The sequence below is a fragment of the Arcanobacterium haemolyticum DSM 20595 genome (assembly GCF_000092365.1).
Lineage (GTDB): Bacteria > Actinomycetota > Actinomycetes > Actinomycetales > Actinomycetaceae > Arcanobacterium > Arcanobacterium haemolyticum.
The window spans coordinates 264554-285892 of sequence record NC_014218.1 but is presented as its reverse complement, the minus strand read 5'-3'; the positions used below and the strand labels follow the sequence as shown (position 1 = coordinate 285892).

16 protein-coding genes are annotated in these 21339 nt (G+C 53.4%); 3 read left to right on the top strand and 13 right to left on the bottom strand.

The window, feature by feature from the left end; all coding sequences use genetic code 11:
• The first annotated feature begins 250 nt into the window (after nt 1-250).
• The gene (locus ARCH_RS01225) at nt 251-1582 is read left to right on the top strand and encodes a Na+/H+ antiporter family protein (RefSeq protein WP_013169494.1); all 1332 of its coding nucleotides are present in this window, start codon (nt 251-253) and stop codon (nt 1580-1582) included.
• 340 nt (nt 1583-1922) lie between these two features.
• On the opposite strand, the gene ARCH_RS01220 is transcribed toward ARCH_RS01225, so the two are convergent.
• A complete protein-coding gene (locus ARCH_RS01220; RefSeq protein WP_041640293.1) occupies nt 1923-2165 on the bottom strand; it encodes a hypothetical protein in 243 nt (80 codons plus the stop codon).
• A gap of 41 nt (nt 2166-2206) precedes the next feature.
• On the opposite strand from ARCH_RS01220, the gene ARCH_RS10255 reads away from it, so the two are divergent.
• Nucleotides 2207-2740 (top strand): hypothetical protein, encoded by a 534-nt coding sequence (locus tag ARCH_RS10255; protein WP_389400905.1) that lies wholly within the window; start codon nt 2207-2209, stop codon nt 2738-2740.
• 90 nt (nt 2741-2830) lie between these two features.
• Here the strand turns inward: ARCH_RS10255 and ARCH_RS10050 are convergent, their stop codons facing one another.
• From ARCH_RS10050 to ARCH_RS09195, 12 genes are all read right to left on the bottom strand, one after another.
• Nucleotides 2831-3064 (bottom strand): hypothetical protein, encoded by a 234-nt coding sequence (locus ARCH_RS10050; RefSeq protein WP_013169493.1) that lies wholly within the window; start codon nt 3062-3064, stop codon nt 2831-2833.
• On the bottom strand, nt 3061-3729 hold the full coding sequence (locus tag ARCH_RS01205) for a hypothetical protein (protein WP_013169492.1): 669 nt from the start codon (nt 3727-3729) through the stop codon (nt 3061-3063). The genes ARCH_RS10050 and ARCH_RS01205 overlap by 4 nt, the downstream gene beginning before the upstream one ends.
• A 536-nt stretch (nt 3730-4265) precedes the next feature.
• Entirely contained in the window at nt 4266-5465 is a 1200-nt protein-coding gene (locus ARCH_RS01200; RefSeq protein WP_013169491.1) for an IS110 family RNA-guided transposase, read from the bottom strand.
• Nucleotides 5466-5806: 341 nt separating this feature from the next.
• Nucleotides 5807-9886 (bottom strand): DUF6923 family protein, encoded by a 4080-nt coding sequence (locus tag ARCH_RS01195; protein WP_013169490.1) that lies wholly within the window; start codon nt 9884-9886, stop codon nt 5807-5809.
• Nucleotide 9887: 1 nt separating this feature from the next.
• Entirely contained in the window at nt 9888-10607 is a 720-nt protein-coding gene (locus tag ARCH_RS01190; protein WP_013169489.1) for an isopeptide-forming domain-containing protein, read from the bottom strand.
• Nucleotides 10604-11581 (bottom strand): class C sortase, encoded by a 978-nt coding sequence (locus ARCH_RS01185; protein ID WP_197712421.1) that lies wholly within the window; start codon nt 11579-11581, stop codon nt 10604-10606. The genes ARCH_RS01190 and ARCH_RS01185 overlap by 4 nt, the downstream gene beginning before the upstream one ends.
• 217 nt (nt 11582-11798) lie before the next feature.
• Nucleotides 11799-13448 (bottom strand): SpaH/EbpB family LPXTG-anchored major pilin, encoded by a 1650-nt coding sequence (locus tag ARCH_RS01180; protein ID WP_138974965.1) that lies wholly within the window; start codon nt 13446-13448, stop codon nt 11799-11801.
• Nucleotides 13449-14058: 610 nt separating this feature from the next.
• Nucleotides 14059-16680, bottom strand: a complete 2622-nt coding sequence (locus ARCH_RS01175) for an ATP-dependent Clp protease ATP-binding subunit (RefSeq protein ID WP_013169486.1) — start codon at nt 16678-16680, stop codon at nt 14059-14061.
• An 87-nt stretch (nt 16681-16767) separates the two neighbouring features.
• Nucleotides 16768-17232 carry a D-aminoacyl-tRNA deacylase gene (dtd, locus tag ARCH_RS01170; protein ID WP_013169485.1) on the bottom strand — a complete coding sequence of 155 codons (465 nt, stop codon included), beginning with the start codon at nt 17230-17232 and terminating at the stop codon, nt 16768-16770.
• The gene (gene ygfZ, locus ARCH_RS01165) at nt 17232-18332 is read right to left on the bottom strand and encodes a CAF17-like 4Fe-4S cluster assembly/insertion protein YgfZ (RefSeq protein WP_013169484.1); all 1101 of its coding nucleotides are present in this window, start codon (nt 18330-18332) and stop codon (nt 17232-17234) included. The genes dtd and ygfZ overlap by 1 nt, the downstream gene beginning before the upstream one ends.
• Nucleotides 18329-18922, bottom strand: a complete 594-nt coding sequence (locus ARCH_RS01160) for an FABP family protein (RefSeq protein WP_013169483.1) — start codon at nt 18920-18922, stop codon at nt 18329-18331. Before ARCH_RS01160 ends, ygfZ begins: the two co-directional genes overlap by 4 nt.
• 13 nt (nt 18923-18935) lie before the next feature.
• The gene (locus tag ARCH_RS09195; protein WP_145961623.1) at nt 18936-19724 is read right to left on the bottom strand and encodes a hypothetical protein; all 789 of its coding nucleotides are present in this window, start codon (nt 19722-19724) and stop codon (nt 18936-18938) included.
• 692 nt (nt 19725-20416) lie between these two features.
• Here ARCH_RS09195 and ARCH_RS01150 point away from each other — a divergent pair.
• Entirely contained in the window at nt 20417-21277 is an 861-nt protein-coding gene (locus tag ARCH_RS01150; protein WP_013169481.1) for an endonuclease domain-containing protein, read from the top strand.
• The last annotated feature ends 62 nt before the right edge of the window (nt 21278-21339 follow it).

The window sequence follows — 21339 nt, the reverse complement described above, 5'->3', positions numbered from 1 at the left end:
TCTCCTATTGTGTGAAAGTGAGAACAATAGAGTTCGGCTCCACCATACCACCTATCCCCCTTGCTTTTAGCCGAAAAATACATATTCGCGAACTTCATTCACCACCCATCTCACACTTTGAAACAAAGGGTCCCCTGAATCAATCACATCGCAACATAACGGTCATTTCCACATCCTAAAGTACCCTTTCTCTCTTTTCACAGATTGAGACGCGCTTCCCTTCTTTCACCCCACGAACTACAGTGGCACCATGAATGCCGTTTTAATTGCCGTTGTTTCCATGCTCCTTCTAGCTCTCACCCGAGTCCATGTGGTGATCGCGTTGTTCGTGGGAGCCTTGGTTGGCGGTTTCACGGCTGGTTTGGGTCTGGACGGCACGATGCTCGCATTCCAAGACGGCCTTGGTGCGGGCGCGAAGATCGCTCTGTCGTACGGCTTATTGGGCGCGTTTGCAATGGCGGTTGCGCAGTCTGGTCTGCCGGATTTGCTTGCATCGTGGCTGATTTCGCGCACAAACAAAGGTTCTACCACGGTTGTGAAGTACGGGTTGCTGGGTGGCATTTTGATGATGGCTGTGTTCAGCCAGAATTTGATCCCGGTTCATATTGCGTTTATTCCGATTCTGATTCCGCCGTTGATTCCTGTGTTTAACCGGTTGCGCCTGGATCGCCGCGTAGTTGCGTCGATTATGACGTTCGGCCTGGTCACCACTTATATGTTCCTTCCGTTGGGTTTCGGGTCCGTCTTCTTGAACGATATTCTGTTGGGCAACATTAAGTCTGCCGGCTTGGATACGTCCGGGATTAACGTGATGGCTGCGATGGCGATTCCCGCGCTGGGCATGCTGGCTGGTTTGCTGATCGCGGTTGGTTTTTCGTACCGCAAGCCTCGCGATTACGGGGAGGATGAGGTGGTGGTAGCGACGACCCTCCAGCCGCACGTCTCAACTCGCAACGGCATTGTGGCTCTGGTAGCTGTGCTGGTCACGTTCGGCACTCAGCTCATGTTGGGTTGGCTTGGTTATGACGCTGATGCTCTTTTGTTGGGTTCTCTTCTTGGGTTGAGCGTTTTTTTGATTACGGGTACTCTGAAGCTCCGCCAGGCAGATGTAGCATTCACGAACGGCATGAAAATGATGGCCGTGATTGGCTTTACGATGATTTCGGCCCAGGGTTTTGCATCGGTTATGAATGCTACTGGCGATGTGGAATCGTTGGTTGAGGCTGCGAGCGCATTGGTTGCCGGTAATAAAGCACTGGCCGCTGTTGCGATGCTGATTGTGGGCTTGGTGGTAACGCTCGGTATTGGATCTTCGTTCTCAACTCTTCCGATTATTACAACGATTTACGTACCGTTGTGCATGTCGCTTGGTTTCTCGCCGCTGGCTACGGTGGCGATTATTGGCACCGCAGGCGCTTTGGGTGATGCTGGCTCGCCGGCATCTGATTCTACGCTTGGCCCAACGTCTGGGTTGAATGTGGATGGGAAGCACGATCACATTAGGGATTCAGTGATTCCTACGTTCTTGCACTTTAATATTCCACTATTGGTTGCTGGCTGGATTGCCGCGATGGTGCTGTAATTGCTCTGGTTGGAGATCTGAAGCTAGCAACTTCGCCCTTCCCGCACCTGCATTTTGTTTGAGGATCTGACACGCCCTGCAATATACGCCAAACCCGTGCCATATCCTCTACATTTTTGCAGGCACAACAACAGCCACCCCTTCACGAGCGTTGGATTCGGCGGTCATGTGGGCAAGAACGTCAGCAACGCGCGGATCGGTCACGGGAGTTTACATCGGATCTTCGTACAGGAGATCGCCTAGGATGTTGTGAACGTATTCCACGTCCTTATCGCCGCGCCCGGAAAGGTTCACCAATAAGGCCAGTTCCCCACACGCTTCCAGCACATCAGCAAGTCCACTAAACTGCCCGTCCCGCAACGTCCCGCCCTTGGCAGACTCCGCGATCTTGAGCGCATAGGCCAACGCCTGGATAATCGAGCCCCGCCGAAATCGAATAGGATTCTTCAACATCGCCAGCTTCGCCCAGCAACACATACGATTTACTGCCGTGCAAGATCCCCACTTTTCCGCGTTCAAGTGGCGCCCCGTGCTTGCCCGAATCCAGCCCTTCACCTGCGGGCTCAACACCGATCAACCGCACACCGCTGACATTTACGTATGTGCGCCACCAGGAAAGGGTTCGTGTACACCGCGTTTGTCACCGACGTTTACTCCCGACAGATCGTTGGGTGGGCGTTATCAGATTCCATGCGCACCGAAGCTTTGCCGCTGCAAGCTCTCAACCAACTGATCGCCCGGCAGCCACGGCAAAGCCAGCTACCGCAGATTCTTGGCGACATGTTTGATACGAGCCGTATGGAAGAACAAGCCGCCGCGTGTCAAACAAAAATCGTGGAACTGACCGAGCAGATCGAGGCACTGATAGCGGAAAACCAGCAACACGCACTCGACCAAGACGCCTACCAAAACAAGTACACAGAGCTCGATACTGCCTACCGTAAGAAGCTCGCATGCAAAGCGAGCCTAGAGGCAGATATTGCAGCGAACACTGCCAAGCATGCCGCCGTCACCACAGCCCTAGGCGATCTGGCAGGCGAACCTGTGAACGAGTTTCACCCCACGCAGTGGAGCGCACTCATCGACCACGCCATCGTCACCAAGGACACGATCCGGTTCGTGTTCCGAGTTGGCGAGGAAGTGAGGGTTCAGCTGTAGGAGGTTAGAGGGGAAATTCTTGATCTGTTCGTACATGAACGTACGAACAGACTTTTCAGATATCTATAAGCGTAGTAGCGTGTGTATGCCTCAGTCTTTTCCCAGCCATCTCACCAAAGCAATGAATATAACTGTAAAAACACAGAAAGTCGGGATACCGTTAAGGATAAAAGATTCCATTCCTGCTCTGAAAGCAGCTTCAAAAGACACTTTCCCAACTATCGACCGCAAAAATGCGGACAAGAAGTAGCCTGCCGGCCAAGCGGCAGACATGGTCAGCCAGAGTCTGCAGATCCGTTTACGGCTGTTCTCCTTGTCTGTCATTTACAAGCTCTTTTGTTGATATTCATGGCGTCTTCAGCTCCTGCCCATGCAAGACCGCAAACTCCACCACCAATTACTGTAACAACTCCCGTTGCTCCACAGATCAACGTTCCTGCAACGCGCCAAGTCCATTTTGCTGTTGTTCCTTGCCAACAAGATTTCTCATAGAACACAAAGCTATGTGCGCTATCTGCATAAGTTACGAGAGAGCCGTTCTCGTAGAAAAATTCCCCAGGAACTTCCTTTCCTCCAACAGAAAGTGTTGGATCTTCAAAATGTCCTAGGACTTCCCCAGAAGCCGTGATTATCTCTGCTTGTTTTCCATCCTCAGAAATGGAGATTCTATCAGTCGGCAAAAGATTGAGAGAATTGCTTAATCCTACTCCGCCGCCAAAACCATTATCAGTTCTGTCAATAGTGCGAGCATAACCGTCCTTGCCAATTCCTAGAATTGACAAGGAATTTTTGTTTTTATCGGTTAGTCCGAGAATTGTCGGACTGGTAGTAATCTCCTGAGAGACGGAACGGCGAAACATCTCTGCGCCAACAACCTTGTTGCTATCAACTACCAATTGAGATGCATGAGCGGCAGGCATTGCACCAAAAATGCTTAACGATATTATTGCAGACAACCCTGCTACAGTGATTCTTTTTGTTTTTTGCATTTTAGCTTCTTTGCGTGTTTAACCTCGCCAGACGAGCTAATTGTATTCGTTCGCAAAATTTAGATCAAGCACATTGAGTGGTGTTATTTCAGGATGTAATTGGTGATTTCTTTCGGCATATTAGCTGGCGTGTTCGAGCAAGTCCAGAAAAAGCGTCAATTAAACCTACAGCAGATCCCCTAGCCAGTAGCATTTCCGCTGCTTAAGCGCTAACATGCTATACACTCGCTAACGCAACCAGTTTTCTTGCCCCCCCTTAGGCCATACACGCTAACGCAAACACCGACTTATCATTCTCGACGTGATAGTGGATACTTAGACGTCGAAAATGATAAAAGCCGCTTGAACCCTTGAACCCCTGTTGAGCAGGGCTTTAGTTGTTTCTGAGATTGCTCGCTACTTCGCTGGAGGTCCGGCGATCCGGCGATCATCGCTGTAACGCCCACTGGGGGTGGCATCCGTTTGAAGCCAAGGGAGTCTGCGGGTGGGCTTGCGTTAGCGGGTACCTGGTTAGGGGGGTGCCCCTATGTTGTGTGTCAAGCTGCCAGGGCGGTGTCGGGGACGTCGTAGAGGGTGCCGTCTCGGAGCATGGCGTACAGGACTGTGAGTCTGCGGTGGGCGAGGGCGATGATGGCTTGGTTGTGTCGTTTGCCTTGGGCTCGTTTGCGGTCGTAGTAGGCGCGGCTGACCGGGTCGGTGCGGATCACGGCGAAAGCTGACAGGAACAGGGCGCGTTTGAGGCGTTTGTTGCCTGAGTGGCTGACTCGTTCAGACTTGATCGATGACCCGGACTGACGGGTGGTCGGTGCCAGGCCAGCGTAGGAGGCCAGGGCTGCTGAGCTGGTGAAGGTCTTCCCTGCAAGTTCAGCGATGATCACGGCAGCGGTCCTGAGACCGATGCCGGGCATGGATCTCAGGACCAGGTAAAGAGGGTGGGGGGCCACGATCTTCTCTACCTCTGAAGCGACGTTGGCGCGTTGAGCGTGCAGGCTCACCAGTTGGCGGGCCAGGTGCGGGATGACTAGGCCCGCGGCTTCGGTGCCGGTGACTATCACCGACTGCTTCGCTAGCGCGGTAAGAATATCCTCGGTCCATGCAGCGTGGCGGCGAGCTCCGTGCTTTTTGAGTTTCGCATCCATTCTGGCTCGCCCGGCTTTGCGTAGAGCCTGCGGGGTTGGCCAGGTAGCGAGCACTTCGAGGATCGCGTCATGTTCCAGGCGTGGTCCGAGAACTCTTTCCAGTTCAGGGTGGATTTGGGTGAACAGCCCGCGGATCCGGTTGGAGACTTGATTGACCTGCCGTGAGAGGTCAAGGTCGAAACCGGTGAGCATCGCCAGTCCTGCCTCGTCCTGGTCGGTCTTGGTGAGCTGGCGCAGGGTGTGGGGAAGGCTGCGGGCTGCGTCAGCGATAATGAACGCATCCTTTTCATCAGTCTTCGCCTCGCCCGGGTATAGGTCAGCGATCCGGCGCATGGTCAGCCCCGGCAGGTAGGCGACCTCGATGCCCATATGTTGGGCGACCGCGATGGCGAGAGCGCCGATTGTTGCCGGCTGATCCACGACCACCAGCACAGAGCCTTTCGCTGACAGATTCGTGTAGATATCAGTGAGTTTTTGTTCGTTGTTGGGCAGGGTCTTATTCCATAACACCTGCCCGGAATCGGTTAGTGCGCAGGCCCAGTGGTCGGTCTTGCCGACGTCCAGTCCTAGAAAAATGTCTGGTCGGTCAGTTCTCATGGCAGTTGTCCTCTCGGTTTGCACCATAAGTCGGCCGAGCCTAGACAGCACGCCTCACATCCACGTTACGACAGGCATCCATCCTTGGTGCCGAGCCCCTAATCAGCGATCACATGCTGGCAACCGACCCTGGTGGCAACACCCCCCCCGGATCATTGGATAGACAGGGGCAAGACACCATGCCAGGGCGGCTGGCCGACAATCCCAATCAACACCCGCCAATCAGGACCTGTCAACAAGGTAACGGGTGGAGTGCTCTAGGGGTGAGTTGTGGTTTGGGGGACGCCCGCTGCGCGGGTGTCCCCCAATTTCTGGCGTTTTAGTTTAGCGAGTGGTTCACGCTAGGAGCGCTGTTTGCGTTGTGCCCAGGTGAGCCCTGCCAGCACGAGTAGTCCTCCGATGCCGCCGAGCCAGGCGACGCCGGCGCCACCGGTGCGCGGCAGGGTACCGGTATGAACATCCGCAACGGTCACATACATGGCAGCTTTCTGCGAATTGCCGTTCTCGTTCTTCCAGCTGGCTGTTGCCAGAAGATCGTTTTCCATCTGGATTGAGAACGGGCGTTTGTGCGTTGCGTCTTCGCCGTGTGCCGTAGTCACTGTGAAAGGAATAGGTGCAGGGCGCAAACTGTACGGTCGACCATCCTTATCAGTGGGTGCCTTAGTCTCAACGACAATGTATGACTTCCCGACTTTTACCGGAATTGGTGTGCGATAATCTTTGATCTCAACGGGTTTTTCCGTAGAGCCGTCGCCTGCCTTGACTATGTATTTTTGCCATTCTTCCCAAGATTTCGGGCGTGGCTTGGTAGAGACGCTTTCGCTGAGCTCGTATACAGCGAATTCGGCTCCGCCGAGATCGGGAAGGGTGCCGATTTTATCGGACTGTTGAGGGTCGTAGGCCTCTTTGCGGACAAAGATTTGGTGGTTGGCGATTTCGTTCTGAACTGTGCACTCAACGCGTTGCTCTGTCTTGACGTTCATCCCTCGGGGGAACATTGTTTGGTCACCAAAGGAGAATGCGAATCCGGGTGCGTCAGGATGATCTTCTACCTTAACCATCTCTGGTTGAGCGAGTTTCTTGCCGTCTTTGACAGTTACCTTACAGATAGCGTTTCGAGCGTTTCGAGCGTCACCACCGTTTTCCTGAGGTCGAATAGCGTACCCGGCAGCTGTCTGTTCATCGGTCATTTTTTCCGTGATCGTCAGTTTAAACTGACCATTTTCTTTCGGTCGCCAAATGACGGTACCTTTTTCAACACCTTCAGAGGCCGTGACTTTGGTGGATTCCTTTCCAAAGCCTTCTTGCCCTTCTAGATCAAGGTTATCCTTGTCGGACTGAGCGCTGAAGGCCCATCCCCCAGCAGCTTCATCAGTTATCTTTCCGTCCTCAACGATTTGCTTCTTGACAACAATCGTGGGGCGGCATTGCTGGTCGGATACAAGATCGCCAAAGATTCCGCCATTTAGTTTGAGCCAGTCACCGTATTTGTCGATCACACCTTCCATTGTCTTGCCAAACTCATTGGCATTCACGGTTGATGGATCACGATCAATTCCAATGACACCCGCAACATTTTCGATACACTCGATAGGCAGATTTTGGTCACTCCTTGGTTCTGCGATAATCGTGAGCTTTACTGTTTTTCCTGCCTGTAACGCACCATGGGATCCTTCGAGGACGTCATGGCCTTGATCCCCCTTCTTTAGATAAACAGACCATGGGCCGACAATCGACGTACTGCTGTTGGTATCAAATACTTTCTCTTCGGCTTGAACTCGTACCACCCTATAACTTGCAGGAATCGTGTCGAATACGGTGAAACCTGAGCTAGCTGCGCTTTCACTGACATTCTTCACTTCGAGGTCCCACTGGACTCGATTTACACCATTTGTGTCGACAAAATCCTTTCGGGATTTCTTAAGTTTGAGATCCACGATATTTTCTTCGAAATTCACGGCACTTGTGCCATTCGAGTTGTAGGAGGGCTGTGCATTTGCATTAACCGATATAAGTTCGAAAGAGGGGCTTTCACTCTCAGGATTAGTTACCTTTATCCTCACAACTTTATCGCTAGCTCTCGAGCTGGACGTTGCAAAGCCAAGCATGCCGTTGCCAAAACTCCACGCTCGACCCCATTGATTTCCTACAGGTAGACTCTGTCCAGCATAGGTACGCAAAGCTGTCACGTCCCACCGCTGCAAATTACCGTCGTCGGCACTAATTCTCTCGATGTATACGCGGCCCTGGGAATTCCACCCGTTAGAGATGCCCCACATATAATTACCTGCCTGGCGTTGCTTGCATGGGGTGCCCGTGTCAGGTTTGCATTCCGTTTTCTCGGGAACGAAGAGCGGCGTCCAGTCTTCTGACCATGCTCGACCAGATCGATCATGTACAAGGTTCCAATCATCTGTGTAACGTATTGCAGGTGTACGCAACCACTTATTAGCGTTCTTTGTTACCTCCGCAGTCACATTTTTTAGGTTGACCTTGTAAACAGCGCCACTACCTGAACGGGAGGCGTTGGCCACGTAGTAATTCCCTTCGGTATCAATGCCGCCAACATTGATACCACCCCATAGATCGTTCGGCCAGTATCTTTGTTTCTGCCCTTGGAATGCATAACCGGTCATGAAATTGTCAACTCCAGCAGTAACACGCCCCAGATTGAAGACTTCACCCGTCACCGGATGGATCTGTAACAGGTGTCCAGCCGGGAAGCAAGGGTCATCACCTGTAATAACTGGTCTGAACTCTGTCTCATCGCTTTGAATTGTTTGATTGGATCGACGTCCCCAATCTTCACCAAGACGCCCTTGGCTGATTCCATACAACCAGTTGTCCTGGGGATTAAATGCGAGTGCATTGACAATCCAACCGGTCTCGGCTTGTGGCCCACCTAAGCGTTCGAATTGGCCCGTACCGTTATTTTGCCGTGCGATATATGATTTCCATCGAATTTGACCATTCGGTTTCGATTCATTCACGTACACGTTAATACCATTACGGCGTTCTTCATCAGTAAGCTCTCGCTTGCCCTGCCGGGATACAACCTTTGCCCCATCAATCATCCGGCCTTGCGGATCACGATATGGCACATGCCTTAAAGCGTATTCTTTTAAGAACTTATCACTGTCTTTCGAATAGACGTCTAAATTCTTATACTCGTCACGCCAAGGAGCATAAAACACTCGCTTAGGGTCATTTTTTCCCTGCAGTTCAGCAATCTCTTTCAATGATTTTCCGCGATCAAACTTTTCAGTGGTCTTGTCTCGATTTACGAGATTGCCAGAAGCGTCTTGCATAATTGGTGTCAGATACGAGTACGCATGTAGCGGCCGGGCAGGAAATGTGTAACGGGCGCGATCTTCGCAGAAACCACCTTTCTGGGTCTGGCCGTGCATTTCTATACTGAGATTTTTTGCACCCGGAGACCCCGCAGAACAGAATGAGAAAATATTGGTGAGTTTGACATACTCACCCTTCTCAATCTTAATTCCGCCTTGAACTTGAACTTCAAGAGTTTTGTCGTCGATAGCCCGGACGGTTACGTCGGCACGTCTTATGTCGGCCCAAACTGGTCCGTACGCTTGATGATACATACGCTCGAACTCCGCCACTTTGATGTTGGGCGTATCAGCATTGAACTGGTAGGTTGGCGGAACATATAAGTTGTATTCCGTCGGGCGTTTTATAATTATCTTATCCGTATTAATATTAGCTGGCGCAAAAAAGTAAACGTCCCCCACCCATGACTTCGAGCATTTCCCGTTATTGAAATAGTCTTTAGAGGGCACCTGCACATCATTTGATTTTGTCGTGATCGATTCATTAAATCTCTGAGTTGGATCAGCCACCTCGACCGCGTTTGACACGTCGTCGCGGAGCGCGAACACCTGGGCGCCGTCGTTGATGGTCTTCCACTCGGCGCCGGCGTCAGGCCCGAAGGTCTTGTAGCCCAATTCGAGCTTGTCACTGGTAGCCCAGCCGTCAGGTAGCTTGACCGCGATGCGAACGCCACGCTTGTCCAGCACTGGCGCAGATGCCACCGCTTCCTCGGAAAGCTCACCACCATTGACGAGCGCCGAACCATGGCCAAGGAACTCCTTTCCCGGCTCCGTGCGCTCAATGGCTACGACGCCGTCAACAACTGTTGCCTTATTGAGCTCGAGCACAACCTTGTTGTGTGCAATTGTGGAATCGTTGGCCACATTGCCTTCGGTTTGGGTTGCCACAGTTGAGCTCGTGAAGTCGCTGTCCGCAGAGGCAGTCGAAGCGGTGGCTGGTGCCGTGGGTGAAATATTGGCTGCGGAAGCGTTCGGAAGAATAGACAGCGCCGGTAGCGCCCCCACAGCGAGGCAGGCAGCAAGAGTCGCCACAGCGACGGCGGACATCAGGCGATTAACGCGAGACAACATGTTATTTCACTTCCTTTTCGCGCCTTACGCGCACCAGCATCGTTCCTGTACCCAGCAGTGCCAGGCTCGCTCCACCAAGTGCCATCACCGCGGCACCCGTATGTGAAAGCGGTGGCCGTGGAGGCTGGGGCGGTTCGGGAGGAGTCGGCGTCGGCGGTGTCGGTACAGGTTTAGGCTCTGCCGAGTAGTGTGTCTTGGCCTGAATATTCACTGCGCAATCCCACGTGTCACCAGCCCCGAGCGGCACGCTGACGAGGAAGGGGTCAAGGTGGGAAAGCTTGTAGTGAGGATCTTCCGGGGCAACCCCCGAAACCATGTAAAGACCAATGGGAAGGCCCTTAAACGACACTGAGGCCTGGGCGTTCGTGAGGCCGACGTGCGGCTCGCCAACAAATCCGCGAGCCTTCGCCTCGTCGGTGGTCATCTTATCTATGCCGTCCCAACCCGCGAACGACGTCAAATCCACGCCCTTAACCTGTTGGACAGTGATTTTGAAACCGGCGCCGGTCGGTTCGGGCAGGTCACCCGGAGACGGCTGATCGAACGGGTTTGGCTTGGGCAGAGTGATTGTCAACGACGTTGACTCGCAACTCACCTGCGCCGGCACGTTTTCCGTATCTCCAATCACAGGCTGGGCGTAAGCGGCCTGCGTGCCCACCGTCAGCCCTAATGCTGAAACAAGCACGAGGCTTCCCGTAGCTAGGCCCTTCGAGGTTCTCATTCATGCTCTCCTTGGGTGCCGAAAATAATGTCGTTGAATTGGTCTGAGTCGCTGGCGGTGGTAGTACCAGCTGTGGTTGCGGGTTCGGGTGCGACGACGGCGTCGTCCACCTGCCGCCTGCTCTTGCGCACGTACCAAATTAGGGCAAGCATGGCGAGCACAGCGCCCGCGATAAACAACCACATCCACCACTGGAGAGTGAAACCGGAGGCTTCATCAAGCTCTTGGGCGGCTTGCTCGTCCATCGGGGCACGCTCGGCGTGGACGAGGAGGCGGTGGGAGTTAATGCCGTATGGTGTGCAGGTGATTAAGGTCAGGAGGTCCTTACCCTCGACCTTATATAGGTTTTGCGCGTCTTCAGGCAGGACTACTTCTGTGCCATAGACGACGTAGCGCAGCTTCTGCCCGTATACGTCGATGTAGATGGAGTCGCCTTCCTTGACATTCTTCAGGTTGTCGAACAGTGTGGCCGTCTGTAGGCCAGTGTGTCCGGTTAGTACCGAGTGTGTATTCTTCCCGCCAATTGGCAGGTCGGTGCCAAAGAGGTGGCCGACGCCCTGCTCAAGAGTGTCAGGGCGAGTTCCGTGGAAAACAGGCAGATCAACGTGGATCGACGGAATCACTATACGCGCCATCGTCCCCGACAGGTCGAGCTGGTGCAAGTACTCTTTGAATGGCTCGTTGTCATCGGACAGACGGGCCGTCCACGGATCAAGAATAGGACCCACCGTACGATTCTTGTTGTACTCGTGAGCACGCTCGAGGGAAGCCTCGAGCTCAGAGGTGTCAGCTTCCTTCACGAAACTCTTGTATTCGCTGGCAACTTCTTGTTGCTGAATGTTATTCCACTGCGTGGCGATAACTGGGTAGAGAAGCACGGTGATGCCGATGAGCACCACAAAAATCGGCATGAGCATGCCGTTCTTCTTGAGCCGGGCGGGCACCTCAGCTTGTCTTTCGAGCTTAGGTTCCACTGTGGCCTGGGTATTGTGCATTAAAAGCTTCTCCAGTAGTGACTCGTGCCGGGCGGCTGGCCCGGCTCATGTAGCGGGCCGCCTCGGGGTTCGGCCGATTGCTCGGATATCGAACCCCGAGGCACCCACACCTTTGCCTAAAGTTTAGGCTTCGTTGAATTCGTGTGCGTGCTACTGCCCGCTAACGGGCACGTAACCTGCGCTCGTCTTCGCGAACTTAGGCCTTCTTGGTGTTGCGCTTAGCTGCGTAAACACCGCCGCCGATGATGGCAAGACCAAGGAAGCCGAAGAGGGCAACACCGGCGCCACCGGTCATCGGCAGCTTCGGCTTGACCGGGATGTTGACGACGTCGGTGGCGACGTTGATCGTCGAGCCATCCATGGTGAACAGTTCGGTCAGCGGGCCAGAGTTCGAGTAGCTCGTGAGAACGCCATTCACGTCGTATTCAAACTTCTCAGTTGCCTTGGTGATGCCGCCCAGCGCGACATTCACCTTGATCGGATCGTGGCGAAGTTCGTACTTCGCGGGGGCCTTCTTCTCAACGATGCAGTATTCCGGCAGCTTAACGGTGCCATTATCTGCCACGTCGGTCACGTGGATACCATCAATCTCGATGATGCCATCCTTCTTGCCCTGGTCGGTGAACTCAGTCTTCTCGCCAACCTTGATCGGGTTGCCAGTCACCGTGGGCTTGCCATTCTTATCGGCGCCACACTGGTAGAGCTCGAACACGGCACCGTCAAGTGCGTTTCCAGCCTCGTCCTTCTTCTGGATCTTGATCTTGCCCCACGCGGAAACGGTGGTGTTGGTCTTCTCCCAAGGTTCCTTCGGAGTCTCGCCCGGCTTCACAGTACCTTCGCCCTTGCCGGTGTTCTTGTAGACCTGGGCCTGATTCGGAACCACAGCAGCCTTGAGGACCTTAGCCTTGAACGTCATGACGGCCTTAGCGCCAGCGTTCGTTGCCTTGGCATTGGTTGCCTCCTCGAGGCCAGCAGGGGTGAGAACCACCCAGAGCTCATCCTGAGTTCCGTCCTTAATCGTGACGGTGAAGTGCTGCCCCTTGGCCAGCGTCTTGTCGCCAACCTGAACGGTGACGTCATTGTCCTTGCCATTGATATCGAGGGCCGGATCAAGCTTGTCGTAGAACGCGAAATCGTTGATCTTCTCGTCCTTGTTCGGGCTCGGCATAGAGGCCTCCACCGAGAAGGTGACGTCGCCACCAGCGTGCACGTCCTTGTCAACAACCTTCTTGACGTTCTCATCAAGGGAGTTCTTGGGGTAGACGTAAACGGCATACTTATCGTTACCCTCTTCGTCCATGATCCAGCTGGTCTGATTCTTCGGATCCGTGGTCGGAATGAACACGATCGACGGAGCAGCAGCCTTGTAGGTCTTACCGTCCGCAGCCTTTGACTTCGTCTCCTGGAGCAGGTAAGCGCCAACCTTCAGACCTCGCCAGTGAATCTTGCCGCCTTCAGCGGTCACCTCCACGCTCGCCTGAGCCTTGTCCAGGTTAATGCCCTCAGGTAGCTCACCAGCGGCGAGCTTAGCCGCATCAAGCGCAGCAGCCTTCTTCAGGTCCTCGTTCTTCGAGAAGTCGATGCCGGTAATCGGCGTCAACGTGAACTCGATGCCGATGATAGGCGTAGCTGCGACATTCTGCTTCGTGCCGTCAGCATCCTTCTTGCCAGCCGCGTCGTCGTACTTCGTCAGGTAGATAGAACCCGTCGCATCAGCATCAACGATCGAATCCGGTACGGCATAGGCAGCACCAACGCCGCCCAGCATCAATGCGCCAGCAGTGACAGCAACAACAGCCATCTTGCGCAACTTATTAAACATTGTTTCTCCTGTTTCTTGAGCCACGAAGAACACCTGTGGCTTAAGTGAGTGCCATCCACTTTTCGGAAAGAATCAGATCGGCATAAAGATCCTGCTAAACCAAAAATAAGGATGAGTGAACAGCATTCTTGCACTTGAGACTTATGAGATCCTCGCCCTGCAAATTTTTGCAAAATTATGCAAGACCGGTCATAAGGCCCATTCTGAATACAGTAACTTTTTATCACACCGATGGCGTAAAGTCGCCATTTCAAATATGCGAAAGGACGTAGATAGAACAGAATTTGCTACTTGATATGGGATTTTAATTTTCAATGACATAAATCATATATAATGTTCTTTTACGCCCAAAATAGATAAATGTAACTTTTATTTCATTTTTACTAAAAGAGACAGCATCTAATTTTGCATAAAGTCCCAAAAAACTGAGAATTTTCCCAGATAAAATCAGAGATCTCTAAAATATAAGGGCATCCTCACCTGGGAAGTCGCGTTTGACTGTAATTTTATCCAGAAACCTAAGAGTATACGAAGCAGAAAAGGTACGCACGCTACGCAAGCCAAACTGTGCCGTCTATAACTAAAGGCAGGGCGGGGATTACCCCGCCCTGCCTAGGCCTAGCGGCCGAACGAATTAGGATTCAAGCGTAGACGTGCCAGGGTCCGGCCTGTGAACGTCAGAAGCACCCTCAGCATCTTCAGCCGCATCGCCTTCCGGCACGATCGTAGTTGGCTGAGCCAATCCGTTGATCTCTGCCGCTTCTGGAGCCGGCTGCACGCCCTCTGGCAGGCGATAATCCGAATCCTGGCCCGTGAATGTGAAGGACATTGGAATGTTGTCTTCATTCACGTCCACAACGATGGTCTGCCCACTACGGAACTCGCCAAAGAGCAGCTTCTCCGAGAGCTCATCTTCAATATCGCGCTGGATTGCACGGCGCAATGGTCGCGCGCCCAACACTGGATCGTAACCACGATCAGCAAGCAGGTTCTTTGCCTTATCAGTAAGCACAATGCCCATGCCCTGATCAGCCAAACGAGCACCCAATTTGGCAATCATCAGATCCACGATCTGCAAGATTTCTGGCTTCTGGAGCTGCGGGAACACGATGATGTCATCAACACGGTTCAAGAACTCTGGGCGGAAGTGGTTCTTCAACTCATCGTTCACACGCAATTTCATGCGTTCGTAAGAGCTAGTTTGATCCCCGTCAAACTGGAAACCAGTGGCCACGCCCTTGGCGATGTCCTTGGTACCCAAGTTGGTGGTCATGATAATCACCGTGTTCTTGAAGTCCACCACGCGGCCCTGAGAATCAGTCAAACGGCCTTCTTCCAAAATCTGCAACAACGAATTGAACAGATCCTGGTGAGCCTTTTCCACCTCATCGAACAAAACAACAGAGAACGGCTTACGGCGGACCTTCTCGGTCAACTGGCCACCTTCATCGTAGCCAACATATCCCGGAGGGGCACCGAACAAGCGCGAAACAGTGTGCTTTTCCTGGAACTCAGACATATCTAAGGTAATCAACGCATCTTCATCACCGAACAGAAATTCAGCCAATGCCTTAGCCAATTCGGTTTTACCAACACCAGTTGGGCCAGCAAAAATAAACGAACCACCTGGACGGTTTGGATCCTTCAAACCAGCGCGCGTACGGCGAATCGCCTGCGAAAGAGCAGTAACCGCTTCGCTCTGGCCAATAACACGCTTATGGAGCTCTTCTTCCATACGCAGCAACTTGGCAGATTCGGCTTCAGTCAACTTGAACACCGGGATACCAGTAGCCATAGAGAGGACTTCAGAAATCAGATCCTCATCGACCACGGCAACAACATCCAGATCACCTTCACGCCATGCCTTATCACGTTCGGCACGCTTTTCAGTCAACTGTTGCTCCTGATCGCGCAATGCAGCAGCCTTTTCGAAATCCTGCCCATCAATAGCAGCTTCCTTCTGGCGCTTCACATCAGCGATTTCTTCATCAAGCTCACGCAGTTCTGGTGGCGCAGTCATCTTCCGAATCGCCAACCGAGCACCGGCTTCATCAATCAAATCGATTGCCTTATCCGGCAAGAACCGATCATTAATGTACCGATCTGCCATGGTGGCAGCGGCTTCCAAAGCTTCGTCAGTGATGGTCACGCGATGGAACGCTTCATAGCGATCGCGCAAACCTTCCAGAATCGCGATCGTTTCCTTAACAGACGGCTGCTCCACCTGGATAGGCTGGAAACGGCGCTCCAACGCAGCATCTTTTTCAATATGCTTACGGTATTCATCAAGCGTGGTAGCACCAATCACCTGAAGTTCGCCACGGGCCATCATCGGCTTCAACAGCGACGCCGCATCCAGCGCGCCTTCCGCCGCACCCGCACCAACAAGCGTATGGATTTCATCAATAAACAGCACGATATCGCCGCGCGTATTGATCTCCTTCAAGATCTTCTTCATACGCTCTTCGAAATCGCCACGATACCGGGAACCCGCAACCAGCGAACCCATATCCAGCGAATACAACTGCTTATCCTTCAAGGTTTCAGGAACATCACCATGCGCAATCGCCTGAGCCAATCCTTCCACAACGGCAGTCTTACCAACCCCCGGTTCACCAATCAGAACAGGGTTGTTCTTGTTTCGGCGGGAGAGAACCTGCATCACACGCTGAGTTTCCATGTGGCGGCCAATCACCGGATCAAGCTTGTTTTCACGCGCAGACTGCGTAAGATTCCGGCCAAACTGATCCAAAATCGTAGAACCAGCCTTCACGCCTTCACGCGGGCCACCGCCACCAACGCCAACAGCTTCCTTGCCCTGGTAACCAGAAAGAAGCTGAGTAACCTGCTGGCGCACCTTCGGCAAATCAGCATCCAGCTTCACCAACACCTGTGCAGCAACGCCTTCCTGTTCGCGGCATAAGCCCAACAGCAAGTGTTCCGTACCAATGTAGGAATGGCCCAGTTGGAGGCCTTCACGCATCGCGTATTCCAACACCTTCTTGGCACGCGGAGTGAATGGAATATGTCCAGATGGCTGTTCCTGCCCCTCACCAATAATTTCCACAACCTGATCACGAACGGCATCAAACGAAACACCCAGTGCTTCCAGTGCCTTCGCGGCCACGCCTTCGCCTTCCTTAATCAGGCCAAGCAGAATGTGTTCAGTGCCAAGGTAGTTGTGCTTGAGGTTACGTGCCTCTTCCTGCGCAAGCACGATCACTCTACGTGCGCGGTCAGTGAACCTTTCAAACAATGTGCAGACTCCTTTAATAAATGTAACTGCCACCTACCTTAGCGAGTCCGAGCCACAGAAACGTAGCCCGTTCGCCACAGGCATGACTTAAATATCTAAAATAATCGTTAATGGGCCGTCATTGACCAGTTCCACAGCCATCATGGCGCCGAACTCTCCGGTATGAACTTCCAGGCCATAGCCCCGAACCGCGTCAACGAGTTGGTTGAAGAGTAGTTCCGCCACGTCTCCCGGCGCAGCATGCGACCACGACGGCTTCGTTCCCTTCCGGGCATCCGCATACAGCGTAAACTGCGATACCAGCAGAACTCCCGCCCCGGCTTCCAGCGCGCTCACCCGATCCTTCGGGCCATCGGCGCCCTCCGGGTTACGTAAAATTTTCAGTTGCGCAATCTTTCGCGCCAATTTTTCCACTTGAGCGGCCGTATCCGTGTGAGTCACGCCCACCAGCACGGCAAGTCCGGTATTAATTTTCCCGACGACGCTGGGGTTACCATCGTCATCCGTCACAGTCACACTGGCTCGTTCCACCCGCTGAATAACAGCACGCATCACTTACCACCCAGCGACTTAGACGACATCGCAGGAGCCGGACCACCCAAACGGCGCGAATTCAACCCAGTACCAGGCCGAACCTCCGGAGAAATAGATGATTTACCCTCACGCTTCACGATCTCAACCTGAGACGCAACAAAATCACCCACAGTCACCACAGCATCCGCCGGCACATTCCGCTTGAGCAAGGCAAGAGCGATAGGCCCGTCGTCGGCAGAACGTGCAACCGACGTCACCACACCCGCAACGCGAGAATCCAACGTCACCTCGCACCCAACAGGCGGCAACTCCTCTCCGCCCTCAAGATACAGAAACGCCAAACGCCGCGGAGGCTTACCCAAATTCACCAACTTAGCCACAGTCTCCTGGCCAGGGTAACAACCCTTCGCTGTATGAACCGCAGTACGAAGCCAATCCACCTCATGCGGAAGCACACCCTGTGCCCCCTCGTGACTAAACGACGGGCGCCAATCCGCGACCCGCGCAGCTTCCCACGCAATCTTCCCAGCCGGCGCAAAACCAGCTGCCTTAAAAGCCGAAACCACACTATCCTGGGCGTCACGCGGCGCAATCGCAACAAAACACGTCCGGCCAAATGCAGGATGATCCTCATCCGCAACACCATAATGCGCGCCTCCCGGAGCGGTCACCGGCCACGGATCCTGCCAAACAGCCAACGCCACATCACAAACAGACCCCGGAACATCAACCAACGCGCCCACGGCCACCGCGTCAACCACATCAGCCTCAACACGCATCATAAAACGCATCTTCACAATATGATCAACCAACGCCTGACCCAAGCCACGATCAGTCAACAGCCAGATCGCATCATCCGCAACCACGGCACCAGCCGCATGCGCAACATGACCATTCGCATCCAACACCAGCATCTCAGTAGACGTGCCAGGTGCCACACGCTCAAAATCACGCGACGAAATCACATGCAACAACCGTGCACAATCCGCGCCCGCCACCCGAACAACATCCCAATCCAGCAACGAAAACGCGCGTCCAGCACGCAAACCCTGCTCCTCAGCAAACGGATTGCCAAAATGAGAAGGAACCAGTTCGTCGTTATCAAAAATCGCACTCACGCAGGATCAACCGAACCATCAAACGTACGCGACAAACGGCCAGCCATATACGAACGCAACTCCGCACCAAACGCAGCCATATCAACCGCATAAAACAAATCAGACGCAACCGAACCAGCCATCACTTTAGCCGCATCAATCTGCGCACCAGAACCAGAACGCATCACAGAATCCGTCACCATCTGTAAACGCGGCCCATTAATCAAACCAACCCACGCATGTGAAACACCAACCGGCGAAGCCAACATAGCCTCCAGTTCCACCGAACCATCCTCACGCTTCGCCCCCTCAGGATTAACCCGAACAAAACCAGTATGCTGCATCCACAAATCAGCCTTAGACAACTGATCATACGTAACCTGGCCAGGCGCTTCCTTATCCACAATGCTAGCCGGCTCATTAGCCAACCACACCTTAGACGTAACCTTCAGATACGGGCCGCCATCAGACGCATCAAAACGCAACTCATGAACATAAGCCGCAGGATCAACATTCTCATACTCAAGAATGCCACCCCCAACCCACGAATCAATCATCCACGCGAGCGGAGTATTTTCAGGAACCAAATTTTCAGGAAGTCGAATAGCCATAACACAAGGCTAACTAAAGTTGCGCCGCCACCACAAAACCAACCACACCTACAGCTAACAGCGGAATCATCGCACGTGCAACACCATTCAACGCAGGCGACGGACGCGGCAAATTCTCCACCGCACGCGACGTCAACAAATACGCTCCCGCCGCAGCCAAACCAATCAGTGCCGCAGACTCATACGGCAAGCGGGTCACATAACCAAACCCCATCGCAAACGCCACACCATTCACAAACCCCGCAACACGCGCAGCCCGCGAATCAAACGCATGCATCAACGCAACAATCGCCAACGACACCGCCGCAACAATCACCACATTCTTGCCATGCGAACGCAACGCATGAATCCACAACGAACCCGACACCAATACAACCGCACCAGCAAAACCACCAGACAGTTGCTCAATCAACCGCGCCCGCCCGTGACCACGAAACATCTCCGCAACAAACGCGCCAATCACACCGACGGCAGCCACGATAGTCGAATGTGCAAGCGTGCCAAACAACGCTGTAACAATAAGAGCAAGCGCAAGCAGGGACAGGAAAACCTGCGGAATCACCTTATTCGGCAACCCCAACAAATACGGCCAACCCGCAATCAACAAACCACTCATAATCGCCACCGCCGCCGCAATAGCATACGGGCCAAACACAGCCCCCACCGCCAACGACGTAGCACCATAAATACCAAGCAACGCCCGAGCATACGCCGCCCGGCGCTCCATAATCTCTGTCAAAGGAGTGTTCACCGGCACCGGCACCAACGCCGTGCCCGTAACCTGTTGATCTTCAATACTCACATCGCTATTCTTCCACAGGAACGGCTCACGAGGGGACATTGGTGCCATGGAGGGTTGCTTCTTCCTACTTGTCCAGGAACAAAACCCGCGCGCACGAGTGTGCAACAGGCATGGAAACCGTGCACGGGTGAGGAGATGACAAACGCAGGTGGGAGCGTCTATAGTTCTAGACAAGACACCGGATCGTGAAAGCCCCGGGCTCCAAATATTTGCCGCTACGAGCGGCCTTCGCGCCGACAGGCGCTCTCGGGTTCGGTGTCCTAGACTTCGGCAGGGGTCGCGGCCGGTGGCTGCGGCCCCTGTTGCGTTGTATTGGGGCGATTTTGGGCATTTTCGCCCCGCTGCCGGCACTTCCCACCCAGCTACCGACCCTCCTCACCCCGCTGCTGGCTCTCCTCGCCCCGCTGCCGGCGCCCGATCGGCGCCCAGCAAGACAGCAGTGCCCTATACGGCACTCCTGTGCAGTCTCCCGCTGATTTGAGAACGGGTGAGAACAGAGACGGGAACAGATGCGAACAGCTGGAGAGCAGGAAGGCGCAACTGAGGTCGGCTGGGCATGAATCATGGCTAATTTTTGCGAAAATCGAGCAAAATGTGACGATCTATTTCTCCCCAATATCGCTAACTCAAAAGTTTTCCACCACTTTTATTTCTTACGGAAATGGCCCACGAAATTTTGCTTAGCTTAATACATGTATCAACATGTATTTCGAAAAGATAGCCCTACAGCGCAACACATTATCGGCAACTATTCATTAAAAAATGCCGAAAAACGTGGCCTGATTATTCCGGTCGGACACCGCTGGTATTCCACGGAGCCGCTAACCGGAGTTGAGAAAATTGCCTGCGAAAACGGGCTACTTATCGGATGTTTGTCTGCACTCAAGCTATATGGCCTCTGGGTTCCATTTGATCGCTCCACACATTTCATCACCGCACCAAACGGATCCAAGCCGAAAATCTCTCAGTGCTCCCTCCATCGCCCACGTGCCCGAACCCGCTTGGCAAACCACGAGATCCCCACCCGTGCACAATCACTTGTTGTTCCTCTGCAGGATGCGATAGAACAAGCCCTCTATTATCACGAAGATGAAACAGGTTTAATCATTCTTGATTCGGCACTCAACAAAGGCTTCATCAACCCTTATTTTGCAGACGTAGCAATCGCGAACGTTCAATCCCGCAAACGCCGAGTACTCAACCGGTACGTCACAGAATCACAATCCGGTAGCGAAACTCGAGTACGCAATTTCCTTCAATCCCACAACTATAAAGTACAGACACAAGTATTCATCGATGGAATAGGACGAGTAGATCTCCTAGTAGGCGATTCGCTCATCATCGAATGCGACAGCACCACATTTCACAGCCAACCATTAAATGTGACAACAGACCGCGAGCGCGACCTCCAAGCACACCTCCACGGATTCGCCAGAATCCGCCTCAGTTATCAACAAATCTGGCACCAATGGGAAGACACTAAAAAGAGACTCTCGATGTGCTTATCAACAGGACTCCACAGGAAGCCGCCGCGATCGCTTCTTGACCCTTGAGGCTGCTAAAAAGCGGGAGGGTGTTCAGCAGTGCCTCATAGAACACTGCTGAACACCCTCCC

What these genes read in the sequence shown, in the direction of transcription:
- ARCH_RS01225 (WP_013169494.1), top strand. Translation starts at nt 251, where the DNA reads ATGAATGCCGTTTTAATTGCCGTTGTTTCCATGCTCCTTCTAGCTCTC.
- ARCH_RS10050 (WP_013169493.1), bottom strand. Translation starts at nt 3,064, where the DNA reads ATGACAGACAAGGAGAACAGCCGTAAACGGATCTGCAGACTCTGGCTG.
- ARCH_RS01205 (WP_013169492.1), bottom strand. Translation starts at nt 3,729, where the DNA reads ATGCAAAAAACAAAAAGAATCACTGTAGCAGGGTTGTCTGCAATAATA.
- ARCH_RS01200 (WP_013169491.1), bottom strand. Translation starts at nt 5,465, where the DNA reads ATGAGAACTGACCGACCAGACATTTTTCTAGGACTGGACGTCGGCAAG.
- ARCH_RS01195 (WP_013169490.1), bottom strand. Translation starts at nt 9,886, where the DNA reads ATGTTGTCTCGCGTTAATCGCCTGATGTCCGCCGTCGCTGTGGCGACT.
- ARCH_RS01190 (WP_013169489.1), bottom strand. Translation starts at nt 10,607, where the DNA reads ATGAGAACCTCGAAGGGCCTAGCTACGGGAAGCCTCGTGCTTGTTTCA.
- dtd (WP_013169485.1), bottom strand. Translation starts at nt 17,232, where the DNA reads ATGCGTGCTGTTATTCAGCGGGTGGAACGAGCCAGTGTGACTGTGACG.
- ARCH_RS01160 (WP_013169483.1), bottom strand. Translation starts at nt 18,922, where the DNA reads ATGGCTATTCGACTTCCTGAAAATTTGGTTCCTGAAAATACTCCGCTC.
- ARCH_RS01150 (WP_013169481.1), top strand. Translation starts at nt 20,417, where the DNA reads ATGTATCAACATGTATTTCGAAAAGATAGCCCTACAGCGCAACACATT.